This window comes from Arachidicoccus sp. BS20, assembly GCF_001659705.1.
In the GTDB taxonomy this organism is placed as follows: Bacteria; Bacteroidota; Bacteroidia; order Chitinophagales; family Chitinophagaceae; genus Arachidicoccus.
In genome coordinates this window covers 3,370,970-3,393,502 of sequence record NZ_CP015971.1, presented here as the reverse complement: position 1 = coordinate 3,393,502, position 22,533 = coordinate 3,370,970, and the positions used below count along the sequence as shown (strand labels likewise).

General features: G+C 38.7%; 26 protein-coding genes. 15 read left to right on the top strand and 11 right to left on the bottom strand.

What is annotated here, in order from left to right; translation table 11 throughout:
* Positions 1-38: 38 nt before the first annotated feature.
* The 15 genes from A9P82_RS14770 (at position 39) to A9P82_RS14700 (ending at position 11,316) form a co-directional block, all read left to right on the top strand.
* Positions 39-416, top strand: a complete 378-nt coding sequence (locus A9P82_RS14770; protein WP_066209168.1) for a helix-turn-helix domain-containing protein — start codon at positions 39-41, stop codon at positions 414-416.
* Positions 417-502: 86 nt separating this feature from the next.
* Positions 503-1,258: an SDR family oxidoreductase gene (locus A9P82_RS14765; protein WP_066209166.1), complete on the top strand. Its 756-nt coding sequence runs from the start codon at positions 503-505 to the stop codon at positions 1,256-1,258.
* Positions 1,259-1,325: 67 nt separating this feature from the next.
* On the top strand, positions 1,326-1,682 hold the full coding sequence (locus A9P82_RS14760; protein ID WP_066209163.1) for a DoxX family protein: 357 nt from the start codon (positions 1,326-1,328) through the stop codon (positions 1,680-1,682).
* Positions 1,679-2,110 (top strand): nuclear transport factor 2-like protein, encoded by a 432-nt coding sequence (locus A9P82_RS14755; RefSeq protein ID WP_066209160.1) that lies wholly within the window; start codon positions 1,679-1,681, stop codon positions 2,108-2,110. Before A9P82_RS14760 ends, A9P82_RS14755 begins: the two co-directional genes overlap by 4 nt.
* 292 nt (positions 2,111-2,402) lie before the next feature.
* Entirely contained in the window at positions 2,403-3,158 is a 756-nt protein-coding gene (locus tag A9P82_RS14750; RefSeq protein WP_066209157.1) for a helix-turn-helix domain-containing protein, read from the top strand.
* A 30-nt stretch (positions 3,159-3,188) separates the two neighbouring features.
* Positions 3,189-3,509 carry a putative quinol monooxygenase gene (locus A9P82_RS15675; RefSeq protein WP_066209154.1) on the top strand — a complete coding sequence of 107 codons (321 nt, stop codon included), beginning with the start codon at positions 3,189-3,191 and terminating at the stop codon, positions 3,507-3,509.
* A gap of 213 nt (positions 3,510-3,722) precedes the next feature.
* Positions 3,723-4,676: a quinone oxidoreductase family protein gene (locus A9P82_RS14740; RefSeq protein WP_066209152.1), complete on the top strand. Its 954-nt coding sequence runs from the start codon at positions 3,723-3,725 to the stop codon at positions 4,674-4,676.
* 472 nt (positions 4,677-5,148) lie between these two features.
* Complete coding sequence (locus A9P82_RS14735) at positions 5,149-5,931, top strand: restriction endonuclease (RefSeq protein ID WP_066209149.1); 783 nt, start codon at positions 5,149-5,151, stop codon at positions 5,929-5,931.
* Positions 5,932-5,936: 5 nt separating this feature from the next.
* Complete coding sequence (locus A9P82_RS14730; protein ID WP_066209146.1) at positions 5,937-7,157, top strand: site-specific DNA-methyltransferase; 1,221 nt, start codon at positions 5,937-5,939, stop codon at positions 7,155-7,157.
* A gap of 107 nt (positions 7,158-7,264) precedes the next feature.
* Entirely contained in the window at positions 7,265-7,837 is a 573-nt protein-coding gene (locus A9P82_RS14725; protein ID WP_066209143.1) for a dihydrofolate reductase family protein, read from the top strand.
* Between the two features lie 65 nt (positions 7,838-7,902).
* The gene (locus tag A9P82_RS14720; RefSeq protein WP_066209988.1) at positions 7,903-8,493 is read left to right on the top strand and encodes a dihydrofolate reductase family protein; all 591 of its coding nucleotides are present in this window, start codon (positions 7,903-7,905) and stop codon (positions 8,491-8,493) included.
* 191 nt (positions 8,494-8,684) lie between these two features.
* Positions 8,685-9,524, top strand: a complete 840-nt coding sequence (locus A9P82_RS14715) for a class I SAM-dependent methyltransferase (RefSeq protein WP_066209140.1) — start codon at positions 8,685-8,687, stop codon at positions 9,522-9,524.
* 214 nt (positions 9,525-9,738) lie between these two features.
* A complete protein-coding gene (locus A9P82_RS14710) occupies positions 9,739-10,212 on the top strand; it encodes a DUF6985 domain-containing protein (RefSeq protein ID WP_066209137.1) in 474 nt (157 codons plus the stop codon).
* Positions 10,213-10,728: 516 nt separating this feature from the next.
* The gene (locus A9P82_RS14705; RefSeq protein ID WP_066209135.1) at positions 10,729-11,028 is read left to right on the top strand and encodes a type II toxin-antitoxin system RelE/ParE family toxin; all 300 of its coding nucleotides are present in this window, start codon (positions 10,729-10,731) and stop codon (positions 11,026-11,028) included.
* Positions 11,029-11,031: 3 nt separating this feature from the next.
* Positions 11,032-11,316: an addiction module antidote protein gene (locus A9P82_RS14700; RefSeq protein ID WP_066209129.1), complete on the top strand. Its 285-nt coding sequence runs from the start codon at positions 11,032-11,034 to the stop codon at positions 11,314-11,316.
* A gap of 130 nt (positions 11,317-11,446) precedes the next feature.
* Here the strand turns inward: A9P82_RS14700 and A9P82_RS14695 are convergent, their stop codons facing one another.
* From A9P82_RS14695 to rpsE, 11 genes are all read right to left on the bottom strand, one after another.
* Positions 11,447-12,682, bottom strand: coding sequence for a BaiN/RdsA family NAD(P)/FAD-dependent oxidoreductase (locus A9P82_RS14695; RefSeq protein WP_066209127.1), 1,236 nt, complete (start codon positions 12,680-12,682; stop codon positions 11,447-11,449).
* Positions 12,683-12,843: 161 nt separating this feature from the next.
* A complete protein-coding gene (gene map / locus A9P82_RS14690) occupies positions 12,844-13,653 on the bottom strand; it encodes a type I methionyl aminopeptidase (RefSeq protein ID WP_066209125.1) in 810 nt (269 codons plus the stop codon).
* A gap of 54 nt (positions 13,654-13,707) precedes the next feature.
* A complete protein-coding gene (locus A9P82_RS14685) occupies positions 13,708-14,877 on the bottom strand; it encodes an NRAMP family divalent metal transporter (protein WP_066209121.1) in 1,170 nt (389 codons plus the stop codon).
* Entirely contained in the window at positions 14,877-15,593 is a 717-nt protein-coding gene (locus A9P82_RS14680; RefSeq protein ID WP_066209118.1) for a 5-oxoprolinase subunit PxpA, read from the bottom strand. The genes A9P82_RS14685 and A9P82_RS14680 overlap by 1 nt, the downstream gene beginning before the upstream one ends.
* Positions 15,594-15,596: 3 nt before the next feature.
* Positions 15,597-16,562: a 5-oxoprolinase subunit C family protein gene (locus tag A9P82_RS14675; RefSeq protein ID WP_066209115.1), complete on the bottom strand. Its 966-nt coding sequence runs from the start codon at positions 16,560-16,562 to the stop codon at positions 15,597-15,599.
* Positions 16,528-17,253 carry a 5-oxoprolinase subunit PxpB gene (gene pxpB / locus A9P82_RS14670; RefSeq protein ID WP_066209112.1) on the bottom strand — a complete coding sequence of 242 codons (726 nt, stop codon included), beginning with the start codon at positions 17,251-17,253 and terminating at the stop codon, positions 16,528-16,530. Before pxpB ends, A9P82_RS14675 begins: the two co-directional genes overlap by 35 nt.
* An 8-nt stretch (positions 17,254-17,261) precedes the next feature.
* The gene (locus tag A9P82_RS14665; RefSeq protein ID WP_197492191.1) at positions 17,262-19,481 is read right to left on the bottom strand and encodes a glycoside hydrolase family 3 N-terminal domain-containing protein; all 2,220 of its coding nucleotides are present in this window, start codon (positions 19,479-19,481) and stop codon (positions 17,262-17,264) included.
* 234 nt (positions 19,482-19,715) lie between these two features.
* Positions 19,716-21,062 carry a preprotein translocase subunit SecY gene (gene secY, locus A9P82_RS14660; protein ID WP_066209103.1) on the bottom strand — a complete coding sequence of 449 codons (1,347 nt, stop codon included), beginning with the start codon at positions 21,060-21,062 and terminating at the stop codon, positions 19,716-19,718.
* Positions 21,063-21,156: 94 nt separating this feature from the next.
* A complete protein-coding gene (gene rplO / locus A9P82_RS14655) occupies positions 21,157-21,606 on the bottom strand; it encodes a 50S ribosomal protein L15 (RefSeq protein ID WP_066209097.1) in 450 nt (149 codons plus the stop codon).
* A gap of 114 nt (positions 21,607-21,720) precedes the next feature.
* Positions 21,721-21,906 (bottom strand): 50S ribosomal protein L30, encoded by a 186-nt coding sequence (rpmD, locus tag A9P82_RS14650; RefSeq protein WP_066209986.1) that lies wholly within the window; start codon positions 21,904-21,906, stop codon positions 21,721-21,723.
* A gap of 75 nt (positions 21,907-21,981) precedes the next feature.
* Positions 21,982-22,503 (bottom strand): 30S ribosomal protein S5, encoded by a 522-nt coding sequence (gene rpsE, locus A9P82_RS14645; protein WP_066209094.1) that lies wholly within the window; start codon positions 22,501-22,503, stop codon positions 21,982-21,984.
* Positions 22,504-22,533: the final 30 nt, after the last annotated feature.

The following is a 22,533-nucleotide window of genomic DNA, read 5'->3' as shown; positions in this document are numbered from 1 at the left end:
AATATTGCATATTTACAATATTTTTTGAATGAAAGCGAATGAAAAAGAGCGAACGAGATATATTAAAACGGAGCAAAGAAATTACCGAAAATTATTTTCAGTTTTTAGACAACCATATTGAAGATGTTGTTTTGGGAAAAACTGAAGAATTTATGGAAATCAATCAAATTGCCAGCGCATTATTTATTTCTCATAAACATTTAACAGATACCGTTCAAAAAGAAACTGGAAGTCATCCTTGTCATTTTTATGACCTTAAAATTCTTGATGAAGCCAAAAAAATGCTTTTAGAAACAGATAAAACTATTTCTGAAATTGCAAAAATATTGACATACGATCCATCGAATTTTTCTAAGTTCTTCAAAAAATTTATTGGACAAACTCCTGGACAATTCCGAAAAGAAAACAAAAAATAAAAACTACCGAAAAGTTCACCACGATTTATATTTTTTGCTTAGCCATCTTTGCTAAATCAATTGTATAACATTTAAAATCAAACAAAATGGCAAGAAACGATGTAAATGGAAAAGTAGTTTTAATTGCAGGTGGTGCAAAAAATTTAGGTGGCTTACTAAGCCGTAATTTTGCGGCTAAAGGAGCAAAAGTGGCTATCCACTACAATAGCGACAACACAAAGGCTGAAGCCGAAAAAACATTGGCAGATATCATAAACGCAGGTGGAGAAGCATTTTTATTCCAAGCTGATTTGACAGATGTAAAAAACATTACAAAGTTTTTTGATGCAACTATCGAAAAATTCGGAGGAATTGACATTGCTATTAATACGGTTGGAAAAGTATTAAAAAAACCATTTATTGATACTACCGAAGAAGAGTACGACAGTATGAGTGACATTAATGCAAAAGTGGCATATTTCTTTATTCAGGAAGCGGGTAAAAAGCTGAACGATAATGGGAAAATCAATACAATTGTAACGTCTTTATTAGCTGCGTTTACGGGATATTATTCTACTTATGCAGGAGCAAAAGCACCTGTGGAGCATTTCACTAGAGCAGCTTCCAAAGAGTTTGGTTCACGTGGCATTTCTGTAACTGCGGTTGCTCCCGGACCAATGGATACACCTTTCTTCTACGGACAGGAAAGTGATGATGCGGTAGCATACCACAAACAAGCTTCTGATTTAGGTGGATTAACCGACATCAAAGATATTGCTCCTTTGGTGGAATTTTTAGTAACCGATGGTTGGTGGATTACAGGGCAAACCATTTTTGCAAACGGAGGCTACACAACAAGATAAAATAAATTTTACTATTTTTAAAAAGGCAAATGACTTAGTTTTTTGCCTTTTTTTAAATTTAAAGATTATGATTTTAAAAATTCTCAATTCAGCATTGATTTTATTTGCGGTGTTTATGGGTGCCAAGCACGGATGGAATATGCTCACTGCAAAACCAGAAATGCTCGAAATGTTTGGTAAATGGAATTTTAGCAAAAATGCTGTAATGATTAATGGTGCAGTTACCTTATTGGCATCTATATTAATCCTTTTTCCGAAAACATTCGTGTGGGGAAACTTTCTAATGGCAGCGGGAATACTGATGATTATCTGTTTGCAGTTGCTCAACAAAGACTTGAAAGGCGTGGCGATAGAAATCCCATTTCTGTTACTCAATTTAATCATCATTTATTTACAACACCCATTAAAATCGAATGTGTTATGAGAAAATTTCTAATCATTTTGTTTTCCTCTTTTTCACTTACGGCGTGTGGACAAACACAAAACACCAATCAAACAACAAATAAAAAATCAGAAAAAATGCAAGACGAAACCCTATTAAAACCAGTAAAAACTTTGATGGAAGCGATGCAAACAGAAAATGCCGAATTGATCAGAGCTCAATTTTCGGAAACAGCCACTCAAGCCTATGGTTCGGATGGAGTGATGAAAACAGCCGAAGAAACCAAAAAATGGATTGAAAGTGATATCGTGGATCGCCAGGGCAAGGTTGCCAACCCTGAATATTCTGTGATAAGTGAAAATGAGGTTGTTGTCAAAGGGCAGTATTCGAGTGTAGGTTATACAAATAAGGCTAACTTTTTATTTACCGTTGAGAACGGATTGATAACAAGTTGGAGAATGAGATATTAAGTACGATAGTTTATTACCTATAAAAGGACTGCTGATAACATCGCATTGGCAAAATGGCGGGGTAAGTGCAATCTTCAATTTTTGTGCTTTTTTATCAGCCGAATGTGTTCCACATTCAGCTTTTTTTAATAATTTAGCTTCTGTGGAATCCTAACGAAGTGGATCGACGAAGTCAAACACATCGGCTACGTTACTGCTAAATTGAACTTTTCGTCCAATTTATCCGCCACTTCGCCAATGCGTTTCCCGTTGGCGGTCATTTTAAGAGACAACCCTATTATAGACAGAAAAAATGGACAATGATTTACGTTACAAAGTCGTCGAACCTGACAACTCGCTTGCAGACTTTGTAGAAAGTTTTTGGTTTCTACAAAACCAATCAGACAAAAACAAAGAAGCTATTGCATTACCAGACGGACGAATTGATTTATTTTTATCACAATCCACATTAAAACCTTTCAATATTTCCCTTTTGGGAATTGGCACACAAGCCAACCAAACTGTAATTATATCAGGAAGTTTAATATTTGCCATAAGTTTCAAACTGCTTGCAACGGAATATATTTTAAACACATCCGTTACAAATATATTAGACAACGGAAAATATTTGCCAAATAATTTTTGGGACTTCAACGCCAACGACTTGACTGATTTTGATGCGTTCTGCAACAAAGCATCACAAAAAATAAAAGAGCTTTTGCCCAAAGAAATTGACAAAAGGAAACGAAAACTTTTTGAACTTATTTATACTTCAAAAGGCTTGATAACAGTGAAAGAAATTTCTGAAAAAATATTTTGGAGTAGCCGACAAATCAATCGCTATTTCAATCAGCAGTTCGGACTTTCATTGAAGACATATTGCAACATTTTACGGTTCAGAGCATCATTAGAACACATTGCACAAGGAAAACTTTTCCCCGAACTTGATTTTGCAGACCAAAACCATTTCATAAAACAGATAAAAAAGTTTTCGGGGGCTATCCCAAAAGAATTATTCAAAAACAAGAACGACCGATTTATACTATTATCAACACTTAACCCGAAGTAATTTTGTGCCGTAATTTTAAAACAAAATACTATGTCAGTACAAAACGAAAAAGGACAACCAGGTTATGTAATAAAAATGGTCGCCAAACCCGGTAATGGCGATTTATTACGCAAACTTGCCACAGATGGAATGAGAATAGCTAACGAAGGCGGAAATTGGGTACATTGTTTAGTAGAAAATGAACCCGATACCTTGTGGACATTTGAATTTTTTGAAAGTGAAGAAGCAAAAAGGCATTATGAAGAAAGCAACCTTGCAGACAAACTTCGTGACGAAATAATTGATCTTCTCGCTGAACCGCCAATTCGTATCGTTGTAACACCATTTTCAGCAAGTTGGTTACCTATTTAATAACAGTTCAGTATAATATAGCGAAGAAAAAAACGAACCGCTAACAGCGCATTTAAGCGATCGCTGGGTTTTCGGTAGCCGGAAGTTGTGGTTTCACGAAGAAACATTATCTTCGGCGGAGAGAACTCAGTTCGCTTTGACAGCAACCGCGTAAATGCGCGAAACGTTGGCGGTCATTTTAAGCGACATCACTAATAGACAGATAAAAAATCAATGAAAGCAGCAATCTTAAAAGAAATTGGGACAACACCTGTTTGTGTTGATTTTCCCGAACCTGTTGTTGAAAATGAACAACAAGTTTTAGTGAGTGTAAAAGCATCATCTATTAAACAATTAGATTTACTGAAAGCAGCAGGAAAACATTACACAAAGTATTCATCATTGCCCATTATTGTGGGAATGGACGGTGTTGCATCTTTAGAAAACGGACAAAGAATTTACGCAATGGGCGTAACAGGAATGATGGCACAAAAAGCCGTTTTGCAAAAGGATAGATGGATAGTTCTTCCTGACGCACTTGACGACAGCACCGCAGCAGCATTGCCCAATTTTTTGGTTGGTTCTGATATTGCTTTACGAACTAAAGCACAAATAAAAAAAGGCGATATAGTTTTAATAAACGGAGCAACAGGTTCAACTGGAATGGTAGCCGTTCAAATGGCAAAATATCACAACGCCACCACTATTATTGCGACAGGTCGCAACCCCGAAGTTCTTGAAAAACTGAAAGAACTTGGTGCAGATATAATCATTTCACTGAACCAGTCTGAAAATGATATTATGAACGATTTTAAAAAAGCATATGCTGCTTTTCCTTTTGATATTGTTATTGATTATTTGTGGGGAAAGCCAATGGAACTGCTTTTGCAAGCCTTGTTGACACAACCCTCAAAAACAACAACCAAAATTGTTACAGTCGGCGAAATGGCAGGACACACGATTTCTTCATTAACATCAGACATATTACGAAGCAGGGACATTGTTCTTTTAGGTTCAGGAATTGGCAGTTTTGAACAACAAGTAATAACAGATTACATGCGAAAAATACTTCCTGAAATATTTCAATACGCAGCTTCTGGCAAACTCAAAATAGACACTGAAACTTTTCCTTTAGAAGAAATATCCATTGCTTGGAATTTGAACAAGACTGTTGTTATCAAGATTTGACGACAAACGGAACAAGCAGGATAAAAACGAACCGCCAACAAAAGTATTTATGCAAGCAGGGGGGACATTACGTACTTCGGCTTTAGTATCGCTGTTCAGCTTTAGTCCCATCGTGACGGAACGCTATTAAGCATTAGTAGTAAATTCATCTTTGTATCTTTACCCGGCTTCGGTTATCGGCTGACACAGCGCTATTGCCCTGCCTGCATAAATACCGAGCCGATGTAACGCAATTCTCCGCTACGCTACGTCTTGCGTTACATCGTCCCGCCGGATTTCATCCGTAGATGAACACAGCTCTACGCTGTCGCTCCGAACTGCGTTCATCTACGGATTGACTAAATTCTCAATGTTGAGCAAAGCTCACATTGGAACTTCGTCAATCCGGCGGGACGTTGGGTGCAATGCTACGAGCGACCGTGCCAATTATCAACAGACGTAAAACGGACTACATTTTTATTATCTTTGCAATATGAATTATTGGACGGAACTAAGCATAGAATACGCTAATCAGAGAAGTTACTTGGACGACTTGTTTCAGGTATATCCGACCATTCCAGAAGGCATTAGAGATATTGACAAGGAGCGTTGGACGAACATTGAGAAAGCATTTAAGAAGAAAAACAACGACATTTTAATTCGTGAATTACTGAAATTAGAATTGTTTCCAATTAAAGACAGTTACATTGCATATTTGAAACGTGATGCTTCGGCTATTGAACGAAATCCGAAAACCATTAACCGAATTTGCGGACGACTTTATGAAATGGGCTTGGACAAAATTTTTGAGCGTTGTTCCGAACCCAAAGAAACCAACCGACAAATTGGACCATTTTTCAGACGTTGGACAAACAGTAAAGCGTTAGGTATTCAACCTGTCGGATTGGAAGAATTTACCAAGACAAAAAATGATGCAATTCTAAACGGAAGCGACAAACAGTTAATGGACTTTGCTGCCGAAGAATTAAACTATAAACACACCAAAGGACTTGATTTTATTGGACGTTTCAATGGAAAATATGTAATTGGCGAAGCCAAATTTTTGACTGACTTTGGCGGACACCAAAACGCACAATTCAACGATGCAATCAGCACCGTTCAAGCCAAAAATGTAAAGGCAATTAAAATTGCCATTCTTGACGGAGTTTTATACATCAAAGGAAACAACAAGATGTATAAAGACATTACCACAACATACAAAGACCTTAACATAATGAGCAGCTTAGTGCTGCGTGAATTTTTATACCAAATCTAAATTCTATGCAGTTACACTATCCAAATAAAAAATCAGAGCAGGAAATATTTGACAGTATTCCTGACGTTGAATTGATTCAGATTAACGATAGTGTAAATCCGAATTTGCTAATTCATTCCAACAATTTGATAGCGTTAAAACAACTTATCACTAAGCACAATTTAGCAGGAAAAGTTGATTTGATTTACATTGACCCGCCATTTGCAACAAACAACACGTTTACAATTACAAACGGTAGAGCAAGCACCATCAGTAATTCAAAAAGCGGAAACATTGCTTATTCTGACACGCTGAAAGGTTTTGACTTCATTGAATTTATTCGTGAACGTTTGGTGTTGCTCAAAATGTTGCTTTCGGACAACGGTTCAATTTATTTGCACATTGATTACAAAATCGGGCATTATGTAAAAATTGTAATGGACGAAATTTTCGGAATTGAAAATTTTAGAAACGACATTACACGAGTAAAATGTAATCCGAAAAATTTTGCTCGTAAAGGTTACGGTAACATCAAAGACTTGATTTTGTTTTATTCCAAATCCGATAATTTAATTTGGAACGAACCGAAAACGCCATACAGCGAAGAAGACAAAATAAAACTGTTTCCGAAAACCGACACAAACGGCAGACGTTACACAACTATTCCGTTGCACGCACCGGGCGAAACTCAAAACGGAAACACATCAAAAGCGTTCAAAGGAATTTTGCCACCCAAAGGCAGACATTGGCGAAGCGATGTAAGCGTTTTGGAACAGTGGGATAATGACGGTTTAATTGAATGGAGTGACAACGGAAATCCACGCAAGAAAATTTATTTTGACGAGCAGGAAGGAAAACGTATGCAAGATATTTGGGAGTTCAAAGACCCGCAATATCCTGTTTATCCGACAGAAAAAAATCCCGACTTGTTGGACTTGATTGTAAAAACTTCTTCCAACGAAAACAGCATAATTTTAGATTGCTTTGCAGGTTCGGGAACAACCTTGAAAGCTGCACAGACAAACGGCAGACAATGGATAGGCATTGACCAATCGGACGAAGCGATAAAAGCAATTACACAAAAATTAGACGGAGTAGAAAACGACTTGTTTGTTGCAAAAGCGGACTACAAATTACTGACAGAAGAAAAGCACAGCACCCAACAAGGGCTTGGCGCAATGCGGGGCGAAGTGCTTCTATCGGGCGGTAGTGCTATATTGAACAGTATTGCTTTTAATAAACATTAGTGCTGTAAGCCCGCACTTCGCCAAGCCCCGAACCGTTGGCGGTCATTGTAACGGACGACACAACAAAACAATTAACAAAGGACACATTATAAACAGAAATATAAAGTATGAGAAAAATAATTTCATTTATGCACATATCGCTTGACGGTTTTGTAGCAGGACTAAGCGGAGAACTCAATTGGGCAAAGGCAGACGAAGAAATTTTTACTTATGTCGGCAATCGTATAAGCAAAACGGAAACTGCATTATACGGACGAAAAACTTATGAAATGATGCAAGGTTATTGGCTGACAGCAGGCGACAAACCAACAGCAACCAAACACGACATTGAACATTCAAAATGGTATAAAAAAGCTCACAAAGTTGTTTTGTCAAAAACACTTAATGAAGCGAAATTGCATAACACGACAATCATTAACGACAATCTTGCAGACCAAATAAATGAAATAAAACAGCAGGACGGTAAAGAAATCTTGCTTTTTGGTAGCCCGACAGCCACACATTCGCTTATGCAACAGAATTTAATTGACGGCTATTGGCTATTTGTCAATCCAATTATTCTCGGACAAGGCATTCCATTGTTTGTGGATATAAAAGACAAAACTTCGCTAAACTTAGTAAATACACGACAATTTAATAACGGAGTAACAGAACTGAATTACATTGTGGACAGACAATAATCAACGAACTACCAACATCATTGGCAGTCATAGTAACGGACGACAGTAACAGACAAGATAACAATATGAACAAATTAATTCTTGAAACACAAATTAGTATTGACGGATATATCGCTGACGAAAATGGTGGTACAGATTGGATGATTTGGAATTGGGGACCAAATTGGAATTGGGATAAAGACCTGCAAAGTTATCATACAAATCTAAACAAATCCGCTAACAGCATTTTGATAAGCAGTCAAATGGCACAAGAAGGTTTTAACGCACATTGGAAACAAGTAACACAAGACCCGACAGACACAAGATTTGAATTTGCCAACCATATTGTAAACACAAATAAGTTTGTAGCAAGCAGAACTTTGACAACGGAAACCGAAATCCCGGGCGGTTGGGAAAACGTATCCATTCTAAAAGGCAATTTAGCTGACGAAATCACGAAACTGAAAAACCAAGACAATGGAGACATTATCGTTTATGGTGGTGCAACGCTTGTTTCTTCGCTTATCAACGCAGACCTCATAGACGAATTTCATTTGATAACAAACCCAGTAGCATTAGGACAAGGTTTACCTATTTTCCAAAAGCAGACAAACCTGAAAACAGTAAACTCAACACCGTTTAAGTGTGGTATCATCGTCAATCACTACAAAAAATGAAACAAAAAGATAAAAACAACGAACCGCCAACATCGTATTGGCAATAGGCGGGCTGAACGGCTTCGTATCAACGAAAGTGCAAAATTCGACTTTCGTTCTTCGTATCAGGGTTAGTGCTAAAAATCCGCCACATCGCCAAGCCGTGAACCGTTAGCGGTCATTGTAACAGACATCGTGCATAGAACAAAATTATGACAACAAAACAACCAGACAATACAGCATTACGAACAGCTTTATGGCGAGCATTACATGTTTTGACAGACGATAAGCCTTACATCATTGAGGACAAAGTTGGATATGACTTAATCAAACCCGAAAAAGATTGGCAAGAACGTCCTGATATGAAATATACAAAACGGCTTAGGGCTTCTATTGTTGCTCGTGCCAGATTTGTTGAGGACTTAGCCAAAGAACAAATTGGAAAAGGCGTAACACAATATATTATTCTTGGTGCGGGACTTGACAGTTTTGCCCAACGAAATACTGAAATCATTTCGCAAGTTGACATTTATGAAATTGACCAGCCCAACACATTGACTTGGAAAGAAGAAAAGTTAGTTGAAAATGGTTACAAAATTCCCGACAATCTTCATTTCGTTCCTGTTGATTTTGAAACTTCATCTTGGTGGACAGAACTTTTAAACAAAGGTTTTGACACTACAAAAACGACTTTGGTTTCTTGCACAGGAGTTACGCTCTATCTGACAAAAGAGGCAATTGTAGATACACTTAAAAAAATGACTTCACTTGCATCGGGTTCAACTATTGCAATAGCATTTTATTTACCATTGGAACAACTTGACGAAGATGACAAGCCAATGCAAGAAATTGCAATAAAAGGAGCAATGGCTTCGGGAACACCTTTTGTAAGTTTTTTCTCTGTTGACGAAATTGTAAAACTTGCACAAGAAGTAGGTTTGAAAGAAATCCAAACCGTTTCAACAAAAGATATGACAGAAAAATATTTTAAAGGCAGGACCGATAATTTTGTTCCAGCAAGTGGAGAATTTTTCTTGGTTGCGAGAACATAAAAAACGAACCGCCAACATCGTATTGGCAATAGGCGGGCTGAACGGCTTCGTATCAACGGAAGTGCGAAAATTAAACTTCTGTTCTTCGATTAAAGTTCAGTGCTAAAAATCCCGCCCATCGCCAATACGCGGCCCGTTGATGGCAAGCTTGCAGAACATCCTACATCAATAGACAGGAGCCGAAAATTTCAAAATATTAAGCGAAACAAATTGAATGATTGATATGATTTCAAAAATTGTAGGACAACTAACACAAGACAAGCATTTTGAAGAATGTTGGAATAGCGAATTAATTGATATTCCATATTTTCAAAACAAGCAACTAAAAGTTGTTTTTACAGAAGCAGAAAATGAAAGCTACTTTAAACTTGCAGACATTGCTCTTGAGAATTTTATGCGACTTTCAACATCGGACAGAGAAAATCATTCTTCTAAAATTGTTGAAAACTACAAACAGAATTTAGTTTTTAACTATACACCAAGACTTGAATTAAAATCAGACAACGAAATTTGGAATTTCGTTTACCCGACTGATATAATTTTAGCTCAAAATGAAACAGGTGAAGTTTTTGTTTTAGTCGAATGTGGTTGCGAATGGGAAGAAGAACACGGGCTTCAACTTGTTTTTAAGAATGGACAACAATTAACAAGAGTAAGTTACAACGATGGAGGATTAGAAGATGAATAAATACAAAGAATCAATAAAGCCTGCCACCAACATCGGTTTGGCGTCAGGCGGGCTGACGTTCAACGTCACAGTTACTACGAACTTTCACGCCTATCCGCCAAGCCCCAAAACGTTGGTGGCAAGGCTAACGACCGCACAGCCCGACACTTGAAAAAGTAATCGTAGGACTGTCCCTGACGGTTCTTTATTCGGCTGACACAACTGCATTTCAGCTTTCGTTCTTTTATCAACTTTTGCGGTGGACAGTCTCGCTTTTCGATATTTGCGATATCGAAGTATATCGGCGAATTTGCAATTCTCACATAAGATGCACTATAAATGCACAGATAATAGTTCGCGGTTGCAAATCCCGAACAGCTAATCAAACATTTTCGGCAATCGTCTTCCCAGCAATCCAGCCGCTCGACCATGAAAGTTCGTCCTTTTGAATGCCAAGCATCAAAAACGACCTTGAAAAATAATTTCTGTATATCCCAATATTTTACCAATTTTGTATCCGAATGAATACAGATTAAAATGTACTTTATTGAAAAAACAGCGGAATTTGACAAGTGGTTAAGAAGATTAAAGGATTTACGAGCAAAAGCAAAAATTTTGTTTAGAATCCAAAAATTGGAAACCGAAGAACATTTCGGAGATTGTAAATCTGTCGGAAACGGCATTAGTGAATTAAAAATTAACTACGCAAAAGGTTATAGAATTTATTTCAGAGAAACAGACGGAAAAATTATAATTCTGCTTATAGGCGGCGATAAATCAACACAACAAAAAGACATTGAGAAAGCAAAACAAATTTGGGATAAATTAAAAAAGTAAAAAATGGAAACTTCAAAATTTGACATAGCAGATTATTTAGACAACAACGAAATGATTGCGGAATATCTTAACACGGTTATAGAAGAAGGCAATGATGCTGATATAATTAATGCTATTGGAAATATTGCAAAAGCAATCGGGATGACAAAAATTGCAGAAGAAACAGGTCTAAGCCGACCAAGTCTATACAAAGCGCTGTCCGACGGAGCAAAACCTCAATTTACAACTATAATGAAAGTTTTGAAAGCCGTTGGCGGACAAATACAGGTTAATCCAATAAGCGCTTAAAAAACGAATACACAACTCGCTCTTCGGAATTTGCAATTCCGAAGTCCTATCGGCGAATTTGCAATTCTCACATAAGATGCACTATAAATGCACAGATAACGGTTCACAATTGCAAATCGCGAACAGCGAGTTAAACATTTGCTGCCACCGTCTTCGCCGCAATCCAGCCGCTCGACCATGCGTGCTGAAAATTAAAACCGCCTGTAACGCCGTCCACATCAAGGATTTCGCCTGCGAAGAATAGATTTTTATGCAGCCTGCTTTGCATAGTTTGTACATCAATTTCGCTGAGTGAAATGCCGCCGCAGGTTACAAATTCTTCCTTAAAAGTGGTTTTACCTTTTATGTGATATTCGTCTGCAACCAGAATTTGAATCAGTTTGTTTTGCTGCTTTGAAGGCAATTTCGACCAATATAAATCTTCATCAATTTCCGCTTTGGAAAGAAAGTATTGCCACAATCTTTTCGGTAAGTCAAACGGATTTTTATCAATGATTTTTTGCGAAGAAATTTTGTTGCGAATATCATTCCAATCATTTCGCAAACTCTGTTCATTGTATTGCGGCAACCAATTTATATGAATAGAAAACTCATAATTCTTCTCTGCTAAAATTCTCGCGCCCCAAGCCGATAAACGCAAAATTGCAGGTCCACTCAAACCCCAATGCGTAATTAATAACGGAGCTTGTTCCACCAATTTTGTCCCAAGAATTTTCACTTGTGCAACTGAACTTATACCCATTAATTGTGTAATGTTATTTTCGGGAATATTGAATGTAAACAAAGACGGCACAGGCATTTCAATGGAATGTTCCAGATTTTTCAGCCAACTGAACTGTTCTATTTTCGGAAAACCGCCGCAGGCAATACAAACAAAATCTGCTTTTATTTTTTCATACCCTAAATCAATTACCCAATTATCATTTTCTTTGAAAAGCTGATGAACATTGGCATTCAGCCGAATTTCAACATTATATTTTTTCGCTTCGTTTAGCAGGCAATCAATAATCGTTTGCGAAGAATCGGTTATAGGAAACATTCTTCCATCGGCTTCGGTTTTTAATTGTACGCCGCGTTGTTCAAACCATTCAACGGTATTTTTAGGCGAGAAATTAAAAAATTCTTTTTTGAGAAAATTTTTACCGCGGGGATATTTTTTAATCAGTTCATTTACATCAAAACAATGATGTGTAACATTGCAACGCCCGCCGCCGCTTACTTTTACTTTGGATAAAACTTTGGAAGACTTTTCCAGAATCACAACCTTCAAATCACGTGAAAGCCGCGCCGCATTTACCGCGCAGAAAAATCCTGCCGCACCCCCGCCGATAATGATGAATGTTTTTTGATTGTTGAAGTCTGTCAAAAGTCGGGATTTTTTTGAGATTCCTCACTCGTCCCTCGTTCGGAATGACGGTGCAAGGCGTTTTAATTGCTCTTCAAATCATCATCTTAGATTATAAAATTAAAAACCGCATCGTCATTTCGACAATAGGAGAAATCCCTTACAACGATGAATCATTTAATTTATAAATTTTCATAGCTTGTATTCAAATTCGGATTTGTTTTCTCCGCTGCTTCGATAATCGAAAAGTCGGAAAGTATCTGTGCTTTTCCTTTCTTCACACATACATTATGCTCGAAATGCACGGATGGCGAGCCGTCGCGCGTTTTTACCGTCCAGCCGTCGCTTTCGGTATAAACATTTCTTTTTCCGAGATTAATCATTGGTTCAATGGCAATCGTGAGATTCTCTTTCATTTTCAATCCCGTTCCGCGCCTGCCATAATTCGGTACATTCGGTTCTTCATGCATGGTTTTACCCAAGCCATGTCCCACTAATTCGCGCACCACGCCGTAACCGTGTTGTCTTTCCGTATAATCCTGAATAGCGAATGCAATATCGCCGATGCGATTGCCGGCGACCGCTTTCTCAATGCCTTTGTATAAAGATTCTTTGGTTACTTTCACGAGCTTCAAATGTTCCTGCGGCGTTTCGCCCAACACAAAAGAATAAGCATGTTCGCCCACATAGCCGTTCTTAGTAATGCCCAAATCAAGCGATACGATATCGCCGTCTTTTAGCTCTTTTTTGTTGGGAAAACCATGCACCACCACATCATTTACCGACGCGCAAAGATTGAAAGGATAACCATGATAATTGTGAAATGTAGGAATGCCGCCTTCGTCCAAAATCATTTGCTTACACATTTCATCTATCTGCAAAGTAGTCATTCCGGGCTTTAATATTTTTGCTATTTCTGCAAGAATGCGGCTGATGGTTGTCGCATTCTGCTGCATGATTTCTACTTCTGCATTGGTTTTGTAAATTATCATCTTCTTAAAATTAAAACTGCAAAGGACGGAAATTCCTGCGTTGTGAACAAATTATCAGAGAAATGTATTCAGCGATTTTATACTCAGCCAATTCATTATCAAGACTACAATCCAACCGAATATTTGTAACCATAAAGAATGCTTATAATTATTCATTAATGATTTTTTTCGCGAAGCAATCAGCATTATCGCCAAGGCAATCGGCAATATAAATCCGTTGACCGCGCCCGCCATTATCAATAGTTTCACGGGTTTCGGATTAATGAGAAATATGATACAAGAAATAATGATAAATACGGTAACGACCACCTTTTCGTTCCGCCTGATAAAAGGCGACAAACTCCTCCAGAAACTTACCGTTGTGTACGATGAACCGATAATGGAAGTAATACTTGCGCTCCACAAAATAACGCCGAAAAAAATATAACCTACAGAACCTGCCGCTGACTGAAACACCGAAGCCGCAGGATTACTGCCCGATAATGCAATGCCCTTTACCACCACGCCCAATGCAGCAAGAAATAAAACGTACCGCATTACTGCCGTAATCAAAATACCGCTCACAGAACTTTTGGTAACGTGCTTTAAATTATCCCTTCCCGAAACGCCCGCATCGAGCAACCGGTGCGCGCCCGCGAAAGAAATATAACCGCCAACGGTTCCGCCTACAATAGTTACAATAATAAAAAAATTAATTTTTCCCGGCATCACAGTTCTGTGCAAAGCCTCGCCCAACGGGGGATGCGCGGCAAAGGCAACATACACGGTAAGTGCAATCGTTAAAATACCCAACGCTTTGAAAATAAAATCCAGCACACGACCGGCTTCCTTAAACCAAAACATGGATAATGCAAAACAGCAACTGATAACTCCGCAAACCGAGGGCGATAATCCGGTAAGCACATTCAGTCCCAAACCCGCACCCGCAATATTGCCGATATTGAAAGCAAACCCGCCAAACGCAATCAAAGCAGCCAAAAAATATCCTGCGCCGGGCAGCAGTTCATTTGCCATATCCTGCGCATATAATTTGCTCATAGTAACAATACGCCACAAGTTTAATTGCGCACCCAAATCAAGCAAGATGGAAATAAAAATTACAAAACCGAAACTTGCTGCAAGCTGCGAAGTGAACAAACTCGTTTGCGTAAGAAATGCAGGACCAATTGCGGAAGTCGCCATTAAAAATGCTGCACCAAGTATCGCTGTATTTCTTTTTTTCATTAGTCGGTTGCTTGGTTTATCAGCAATGAAATTATTTTCGCAAATGAAATTGCGTGTGTGCCATCGCCGTGAATACAAATAGTTTCGGCAATCACGGGAACAGTTTTTCCCGATACGGAAACAACTGAACTTGTTTCAATTAATTGCTTTACCTGATTCAATAAATCAGTTTCATTTTCAATTAAAGCATTCGGTTGTTTTCTCGGCGTAAGCGAGCCGTCGTCCTGATATGTTCTATCGGCAAACGCTTCGTTCACGGCTTTTAAACCGATGCGTTCCGCAGCTTCAACAGAACAACTTTTACTTAATCCGAATAACTTCAATTCGGGATTAAAATCTTTTACGGCTTGTGCAATTGCAGAAGCTGTTTCATTATTTTTTGCAGAAATATTATACAACGCACCATGCGGCTTTACGTGATAGATAATAGCTTTCAGCGATTCCGCAACACGATGAAACAAACGAAGCTGCGTAGTTACCAAATCATAAATTTCATTCTTTGACAAAAACATCTCTGTTCTTCCGAAGTTTTTTTTATCATCAAACGAAACGTGCGCACCAATGTGTACACCATGATTTTGCGCAAGTAAAATAGCTTCCCTCATGGTTGCTTCATCGCCCGCATGAAAACCGCAGGCAATATTTGCCGAAGTTATGTATGGCATCAACAACGCATCGTTGCTCATACCTTCGCCCATGTCGCAATTAAAATCCATAGTTTAAATTTCATTCCATTTCAAAGCACAAGCTGTTTTCAACTGTTCCAAAAAACGTCGTTGCTCCATTGCTTTTGCTTCGGCAACAGCCTGTGTGGTAAAAATAAATTTTATTTTTTTACCTGCGGAATATTGCGCCAATTTATTGCGATGCGCCGAAATTACGTGCGCTACGCGCGGATAACCGCCAGTCGTTTGATGGTCTGCCATCAGCACAATTAATTGCCCGTTGGGCAATAATTGAATCGTTCCAAAATTAACCGCCGATGAAAGCATTTCAGTATTTTGTTTTCTGCTTAATGATTGCCCCAAAAGCCTGTAACCCATTCTATCGGACTTCGCAGTTATTTCAAAATAATTGTTTTCAAACAAAGCTTTCGATTCATCATTCAATTGTTCCCATTCGTTGCCTTTCAGCACCAGAATCTCATCATCGTTTTCTTGGATAATCGCGGCTTTCCAAGTGATTTTTTCTACAGCGTTGATTATCTTTTCGGAAAGTGTTTTTCCATATTCGAGCACATCATCTTTTTTTAAAGAGCGTCCGAAATGCCCGCCACAATTGAGTTTCAGGTTAGTACTGTAACTGTTCAGCCATTTATCTGTTTTAAATCCGCCATAAACAGCAAGATATAATCTTGCGCCGGAAATGCATCTTTCAAAAACCAATTTATCTCCAACATTCACAAATATAGGTTGATACGAAGCAACTGTTTTTCCATTCAGTTTAGGAGAAAAATTTGCGCCGCTCAGCACGATAATTGCAGGCTTCTGAAACAGAATCTGTGATGCGGGAAAGTGCATTTCCAACACGGCATCGTCTGCATTATTATTTACAAGAATATTTGCAATTCGCGCAGCAAAAGCATCCATTGCGCCACCCGGATTTATGCCCAAATGCCGATAGCGTAAACGTCCTGTATCTTGCACCGTATCAAGTATTCCGGCTTTGATAATTTTCAAACTCATTTTTGCTGATTGAATAAAACTGTATTTTATCTCCGGCTTTTAAAAAACATGGTTCCTCATTCTGCGGATCAAATATTTTTACGGGTGTTCTGCCGATAATCTGCCATCCGCCGGGCGAACCTACCGGATATATCCCTGTTTGTTTTCCTGCAATTCCCACGCTTCCTTCCGCTACATTTACAGGTTGCTTTTTTCGTTCAAATGCAATAGCATCGTCGACTTCGCCCAAGTATGGAAAGCCGGGCAAAAAACCAATCATATACACATTATACACTTTTGATGAATGAATGGCGATTATTTTATCAACTGTCATTTCTTTTTTTATCGAAAGATTTTTAAGGTCGGGCGCGAAGATTTCATCATAGCAGACAGGAATTTTTATCAGTCTTTCTTCAGCTTTTAAAACAGCCTTATCCTTTTCTTGTAATAATTGCTCAACCTTATTTTTGACATAGTAAAATGCCGTTTCATTTTTCTTTCGCCGATTGTTTTTTAACACAACATCTAAACGATAAAAAATGGCAAGTGTTGTATAGGCAGCAACAGTTTCCACAATTTCATGCGACAGCCCGGCTTGTATTTTTCGGTTCAATCTTGTAACTTCAAAATGTGCGTCCACCAACGGAAGTTTACCGAAATCAACAATAAGTGCATCGTCGCCCAAAGATTGTATGATGTATTCCGGAGTCATTGCTTAAATTATAAATTGATTGAGCCTTTCAACCGAATATCGTTTGACGATGCACCGATCAGAATTTCATATTCGCCTTTCTCAACTTCCCATTTTTCTTGTGCTGTCCAATTGCGCAATTGCTCATCTGTAATAAAAAATGTTACAGTTTTTGTTTCGCCTGCTTTCAGATGAATCCTATCGAACGCCCGCAACTGTAATCGCGGACGAACGGTTGATGCATACTTTTGATGAATGTATAATTGCGGCACTTCGTCGCCGTCAATATTGCTCGTATTAGTAACTGAAAAACTAACTTTAATATTTGTCTTTGTTGCAATACTTTTATTTTCAATCGAAAGATTCCGGTAAAAAAATTTACTGTAACTCAAGCCGTAACCAAACGGATACAAAGGCGTTGCCTCTTCCTCGACATATCTGTGTTTTGCCGGACGTTGATAATTATAATAAATCGGCAATTGTCCCACACTTCGCGGGTAAGAAACGGGTAATCTGCCTGCAGGGTTATAATCTCCGAACAGCACGTCCGCAATAGCATTGCCACCTTGCCCGCCGGGATACCAAGCATTGACAATTGCAGGAACGTGTTTTGCAGCCCAATTCAAATTTAACGGTCGTCCTTCAATTGTTACCAACACAACAGGTTTTCCTGTTGCGACAACGGCTTGTAACAATTTATTTTGCAAGCCAAGCAAATCAAGCGTTGTACGGTCGTAACCTTCGCCGCTTTCCATATCGCTCAAATGTTGTTCATTATCTTTTACAACTGCGGCGCCGGTATTTTTGTAATCGGTTTTAAAATCACGCGCGCTCGAACCGCCAAGCACAATTACCGTTGCATCCGCATTCTGCGCGGCTTTCACGGCTTCATCGATTTGGTTCCAAGTTGTATCGCGAATAGTGCAACCTTTCACGTATTGAATATTCGCATTCGGCAATTTATTTTGAATGCCTTTCAAAACAGTTACAACTGCATTAGGTTTTTGCGGCGCGGAATAATCGCCGATTTGATTATAAACATTATCTGCATTCGGACCGATAACCGCAATGTTTTTAATGTCTTTAGAAAGCGGTAATAACGGCTTATTATTTACGGAATCATTTTTCAATAAAATAATTGATTCATCCGCTACTTTCCTTGCAATTTTTATATGTGCCTCACTACCGACATTTGCAAGTGCTTCGGAAGAATCGGCATAAGGATTTTCAAACAAACCCAGTTCAAATTTTGCGCTCAACACACGACTCACAGCTGTATCAATCTCACTCATGGAAATCAATTTTTCGTCATAGGCTTTCTTCAGATTTTTGCCGAAACCATTGCCGCCAAGGTCCGCATCCATTCCTGCTTTTAAGGATAAAGCCGCGCCTGCTTCGGGCGTAGAGACTATGTTTTGCGTACTGTGCAATCCGTCAATGCTGCCCAAATCCGAAACCACAAAACCTTTAAAATTCCATTGTTTCCTTAAAATATCAGTTAATAAATACGGATTGGCAGAGCAAGGAATTCCATCTATCGAATTGTAAGAAGCCATTATGGACTTAGCTCCTGCCGCTACTGCCATGTGGAACGGATACAAAATATTTTCCAACAAATCTCTTTTACCAAGTGTTACAGGTCCGCCGTTTTGCCCGCCGTCGGACATTCCATAAGCCGTAAAATGTTTTAATGTACTGATTACTTTATACTTGCCATTCTGTAATCCTCTGACCACCGCAACGCCCATTTCGCCCACAAGCTCAGGGTCTTCGCCAAAGGTTTCTTCTACACGCGACCAGCGCGGCTCACGTGCCAAATCAAGAATAGGTGCATAAACAATATTGCTTCCCTGCGAGCGCGTTTCCGCTGCAATGGCTTCAGCCATTTGACGAATCAAAGCCGTGTCCCAGGTTGAAGCCTGCCCAAGCGCCGTAGGAAAAACCGTCGTACTTATTGCCATTTCGCCGTGCGCGCCCTCTTCCGCCAATAAAAGCGGAATATGATTTTTAGAATGTGTTACAGCATAATGCTGCAAAGCATTTGTGGTTTCCACAGCTTGTGGAACAGTTAAGCCGTTGATTAAAGAAATTTTTGTCCAGGGGTCGGCGCGCAATGTTCCCCACAAAAATCCCGGAATCTGCGGCATATTTTTAAGTTTGTCGGAGATGGTAATTGAATCGTTTTTCTTTGCATACATTTCCCAACCGAATACTCCCGACAACTGATTGATTTTTTCATCAATAGACATTTTTCCAAGCAAATTTTTGATTTTATCATCGATCGATTTCGCTGATAAAGAAAGGTGTTGTGATTTAACCGGAATAATAGAAAGAAACACAATAACCGACAAAAAAAATTTCCTCATAATTGAACGATTTCAAAAATGCAATAAAGATAAAACAAGACTAAAACAAAAAGCCTGTCAGACTTGTAAGTTTGACAGGCTTTCTTTATGAAATTAATATATAGTAAAAATGCAAAATTAAACTCTGCTTCCGCTGTAAGTGCGTCCTTGAATACGTGCATTACCACTCATCAAACCATCGTATTGGCGCATGAGCAAATGCGTCTCTATCTGTTGTAATGTATCCAGAATTACCGCAACCATAATCAACAAAGATGTTCCACCGAAGAAATAGCTGAAACTTTGCTGAACGCCAAGCATTTGCGCAAAACCCGGCAAAATACCTGCGAGCGCCAACGCAACAGCACCGGGAAAAGTAATTCTATCCATGATAGAACCAATGTAATCGGCAGTCGGTTGTCCGGGTTGAACACCCGGAATAAATCCATTGTTACGCTTCAAATCTTCGCTCATTTCTTTGGGATTGAAGATTAGTGCCGTATATAAAAATGTAAAGGCAATTGTCATTACACCATAGATAACCATGTACCAAACATTGGTGTGATCGCCAAAGATTCTTGCAATAGCACCTCCTTTATCCAAATTGGTAAAAGAAACCAATGTCGGCAAAAACATAATTGCTTGGGCAAAGATAATCGGCATTACACCGGCAGCATTTACCTTTAATGGAAGAAATTGACGTGCACCACCAACTTGTTTATTGCCAACCAGTTGCTTTGCATAAATCACGGGTACTTTTCTTACCCCTTGTACCAGCATTACCAAAGCCATATTGATAAAAATGAAAGCCGCAATTTCGATTAAGAATATCAATAAGCCGTTGCCGCCTTTTACCATTTTAGATTGGAATTCCTGAATAACAGCCTGCGGCAGACGAGAAAGGATACCAATCATGATGATGATAGAAATACCATTACCCAAGCCTTTATCCTGAATTTTTTCGCCAAGCCACATCACAAACAATGAACCAGCCGTTAATACAAAAATAGTCGATACATAAAAATAAGGTTGATAGGTATCAATTAATGCTGCACGATAGCTTTGACTTTCCAGCAAAGAAATATATGCTACTGCCTGAAATGCAGTAACTACCACAGTCAGGTAACGAGTCCACTGATTAATTTTAATTTGCCCGCTTTTACCTTCCTTTTGAATTTTTTGTAATTGAGGTACAAGTACCGTCATTAATTGCATAAAGATAGATGCAGAAATATACGGCATTACACCTAAAGCAAAAATTCCGGCCTGAGAAAATGCTCCGCCGGCAAATGCATCGAATAAACCAAGCAACCCGTTATTTTGCGTACTTTTTGCAGCAGCTTCAATTTTGTTTGGGTCAATACCCGGAATCACAATATGCGCACCAAAGCGATATACCAACAGAAGCAAAAGCGTCAGCGTAATCTTCTCGCGCAACTCATCAATGCTCCAAATATTTTTTAAAGTCTGAATAAGTTTCTTCATCTGATTAATTGTCTATATCCTTTGTTTGAAAGGGACTGCAATATAAGGCAAAAAGGACGCATCTTTAGGATGCGTCCGGAATATTTTTTAAAAATTATTTCAAAATTTCTACCGTTCCGCCAACTGCTTCAATCGCCGCTTTGGCTTTTTCGCTTGCCGCGTGAACTTTAAAGCTCAGTTTTGCAGCAATTTCTCCATTGCCTAAAATTTTTACTTTATCGGTACGGGAAACCAATCCGTTGATATATAAATTTTCCAAAGTAAATTCAGTCAATTGATATTTAGCAGCAAGCAACTCAATTTGAGCTAAGTTAAATACCTTATATTCAACACGTCCGGGGTTTTTAAATCCGCGTTTCGGAGTACGACGTTGAATTGGCATCTGACCACCTTCGTGTGCGGGCTTGCTTTTATAACCTGCACGGCTTTGACCACCTTTATTACCTTTTGTAGATGTACCGCCTTTACCGGACGCTTCGCCGCGACCAAGACGTTTTACTTTGTGAACCGCGCCTTCTGCGGGTTTCAGAGAGTGTAGTTTCATTTTATTTGATTTTTTAGACTCAACGGGGGAATCGCCCCCTCGCTTTTATTGAATATGCAAATGAGATAATGTGCAAATGTACCAATAAAGAACATTTGCTTATTGGCACATTTGCTAATTTGCTAATTGTTCCACTTTTACCAAGTGCTTAACTTTATTTACCATGCCTTCGATTTGAGGCGTAGCTTCAACTTCTTTGGATGCGTTCAACTTTTTTAAACCTAAAGCGAACAACGTTTGCTTTTGGTCTTTAGGTCTGTCGATAGCGCTCTTAACTTGTGTTATTTTAATCTTTGCCATTTGTATAAATTTAGTCATTAAGTCAATGGTCAATCAGTCAATGACTTAATGACTTCTTGACTAACTGACTTTATTCTATCCGTTAAATACTTTTGTCAAATTGATATTGCGTTGTTTTGCAACTGCAACCGGCTCGCGCAACATAGTCAATGCTTTTACAGTTGCTTTTACCACGTTTTGTGGATTTGCTGAACCTAAGTTTTTAGAAAGGACGTCAGTAATACCTGCGCTTTCCAAAACGGCGCGCATACTTCCTCCTGCAATTACACCTGTACCGTGCGCTGCAGGCTTAATCAATACTTTTGCTGCGCCTTCTTTTGCAAATTGCTCGTGCGGAATTGTACCGTGACGAACAGGAACTTTTACCAAATTCTTTTTAGCATCTTCGATACCTTTAGTAATGGCTTCCTGAACTTCTTTTGCTTTACCCAAACCTTGTCCCACAACACCATTGCCGTTACCAACTACTACCAAAGCAGAGAAGCTGAAAGTACGTCCGCCTTTTGTGGTTTTAACCACACGGTTGATGGAAACAACTTTTTCTTTCAATTCAGCGTCGGCTGTAGGTTTTACTTTTTGTATGTTTGTATTAGACATTGAAATCTATTTACTTTACTTTGAGAATTT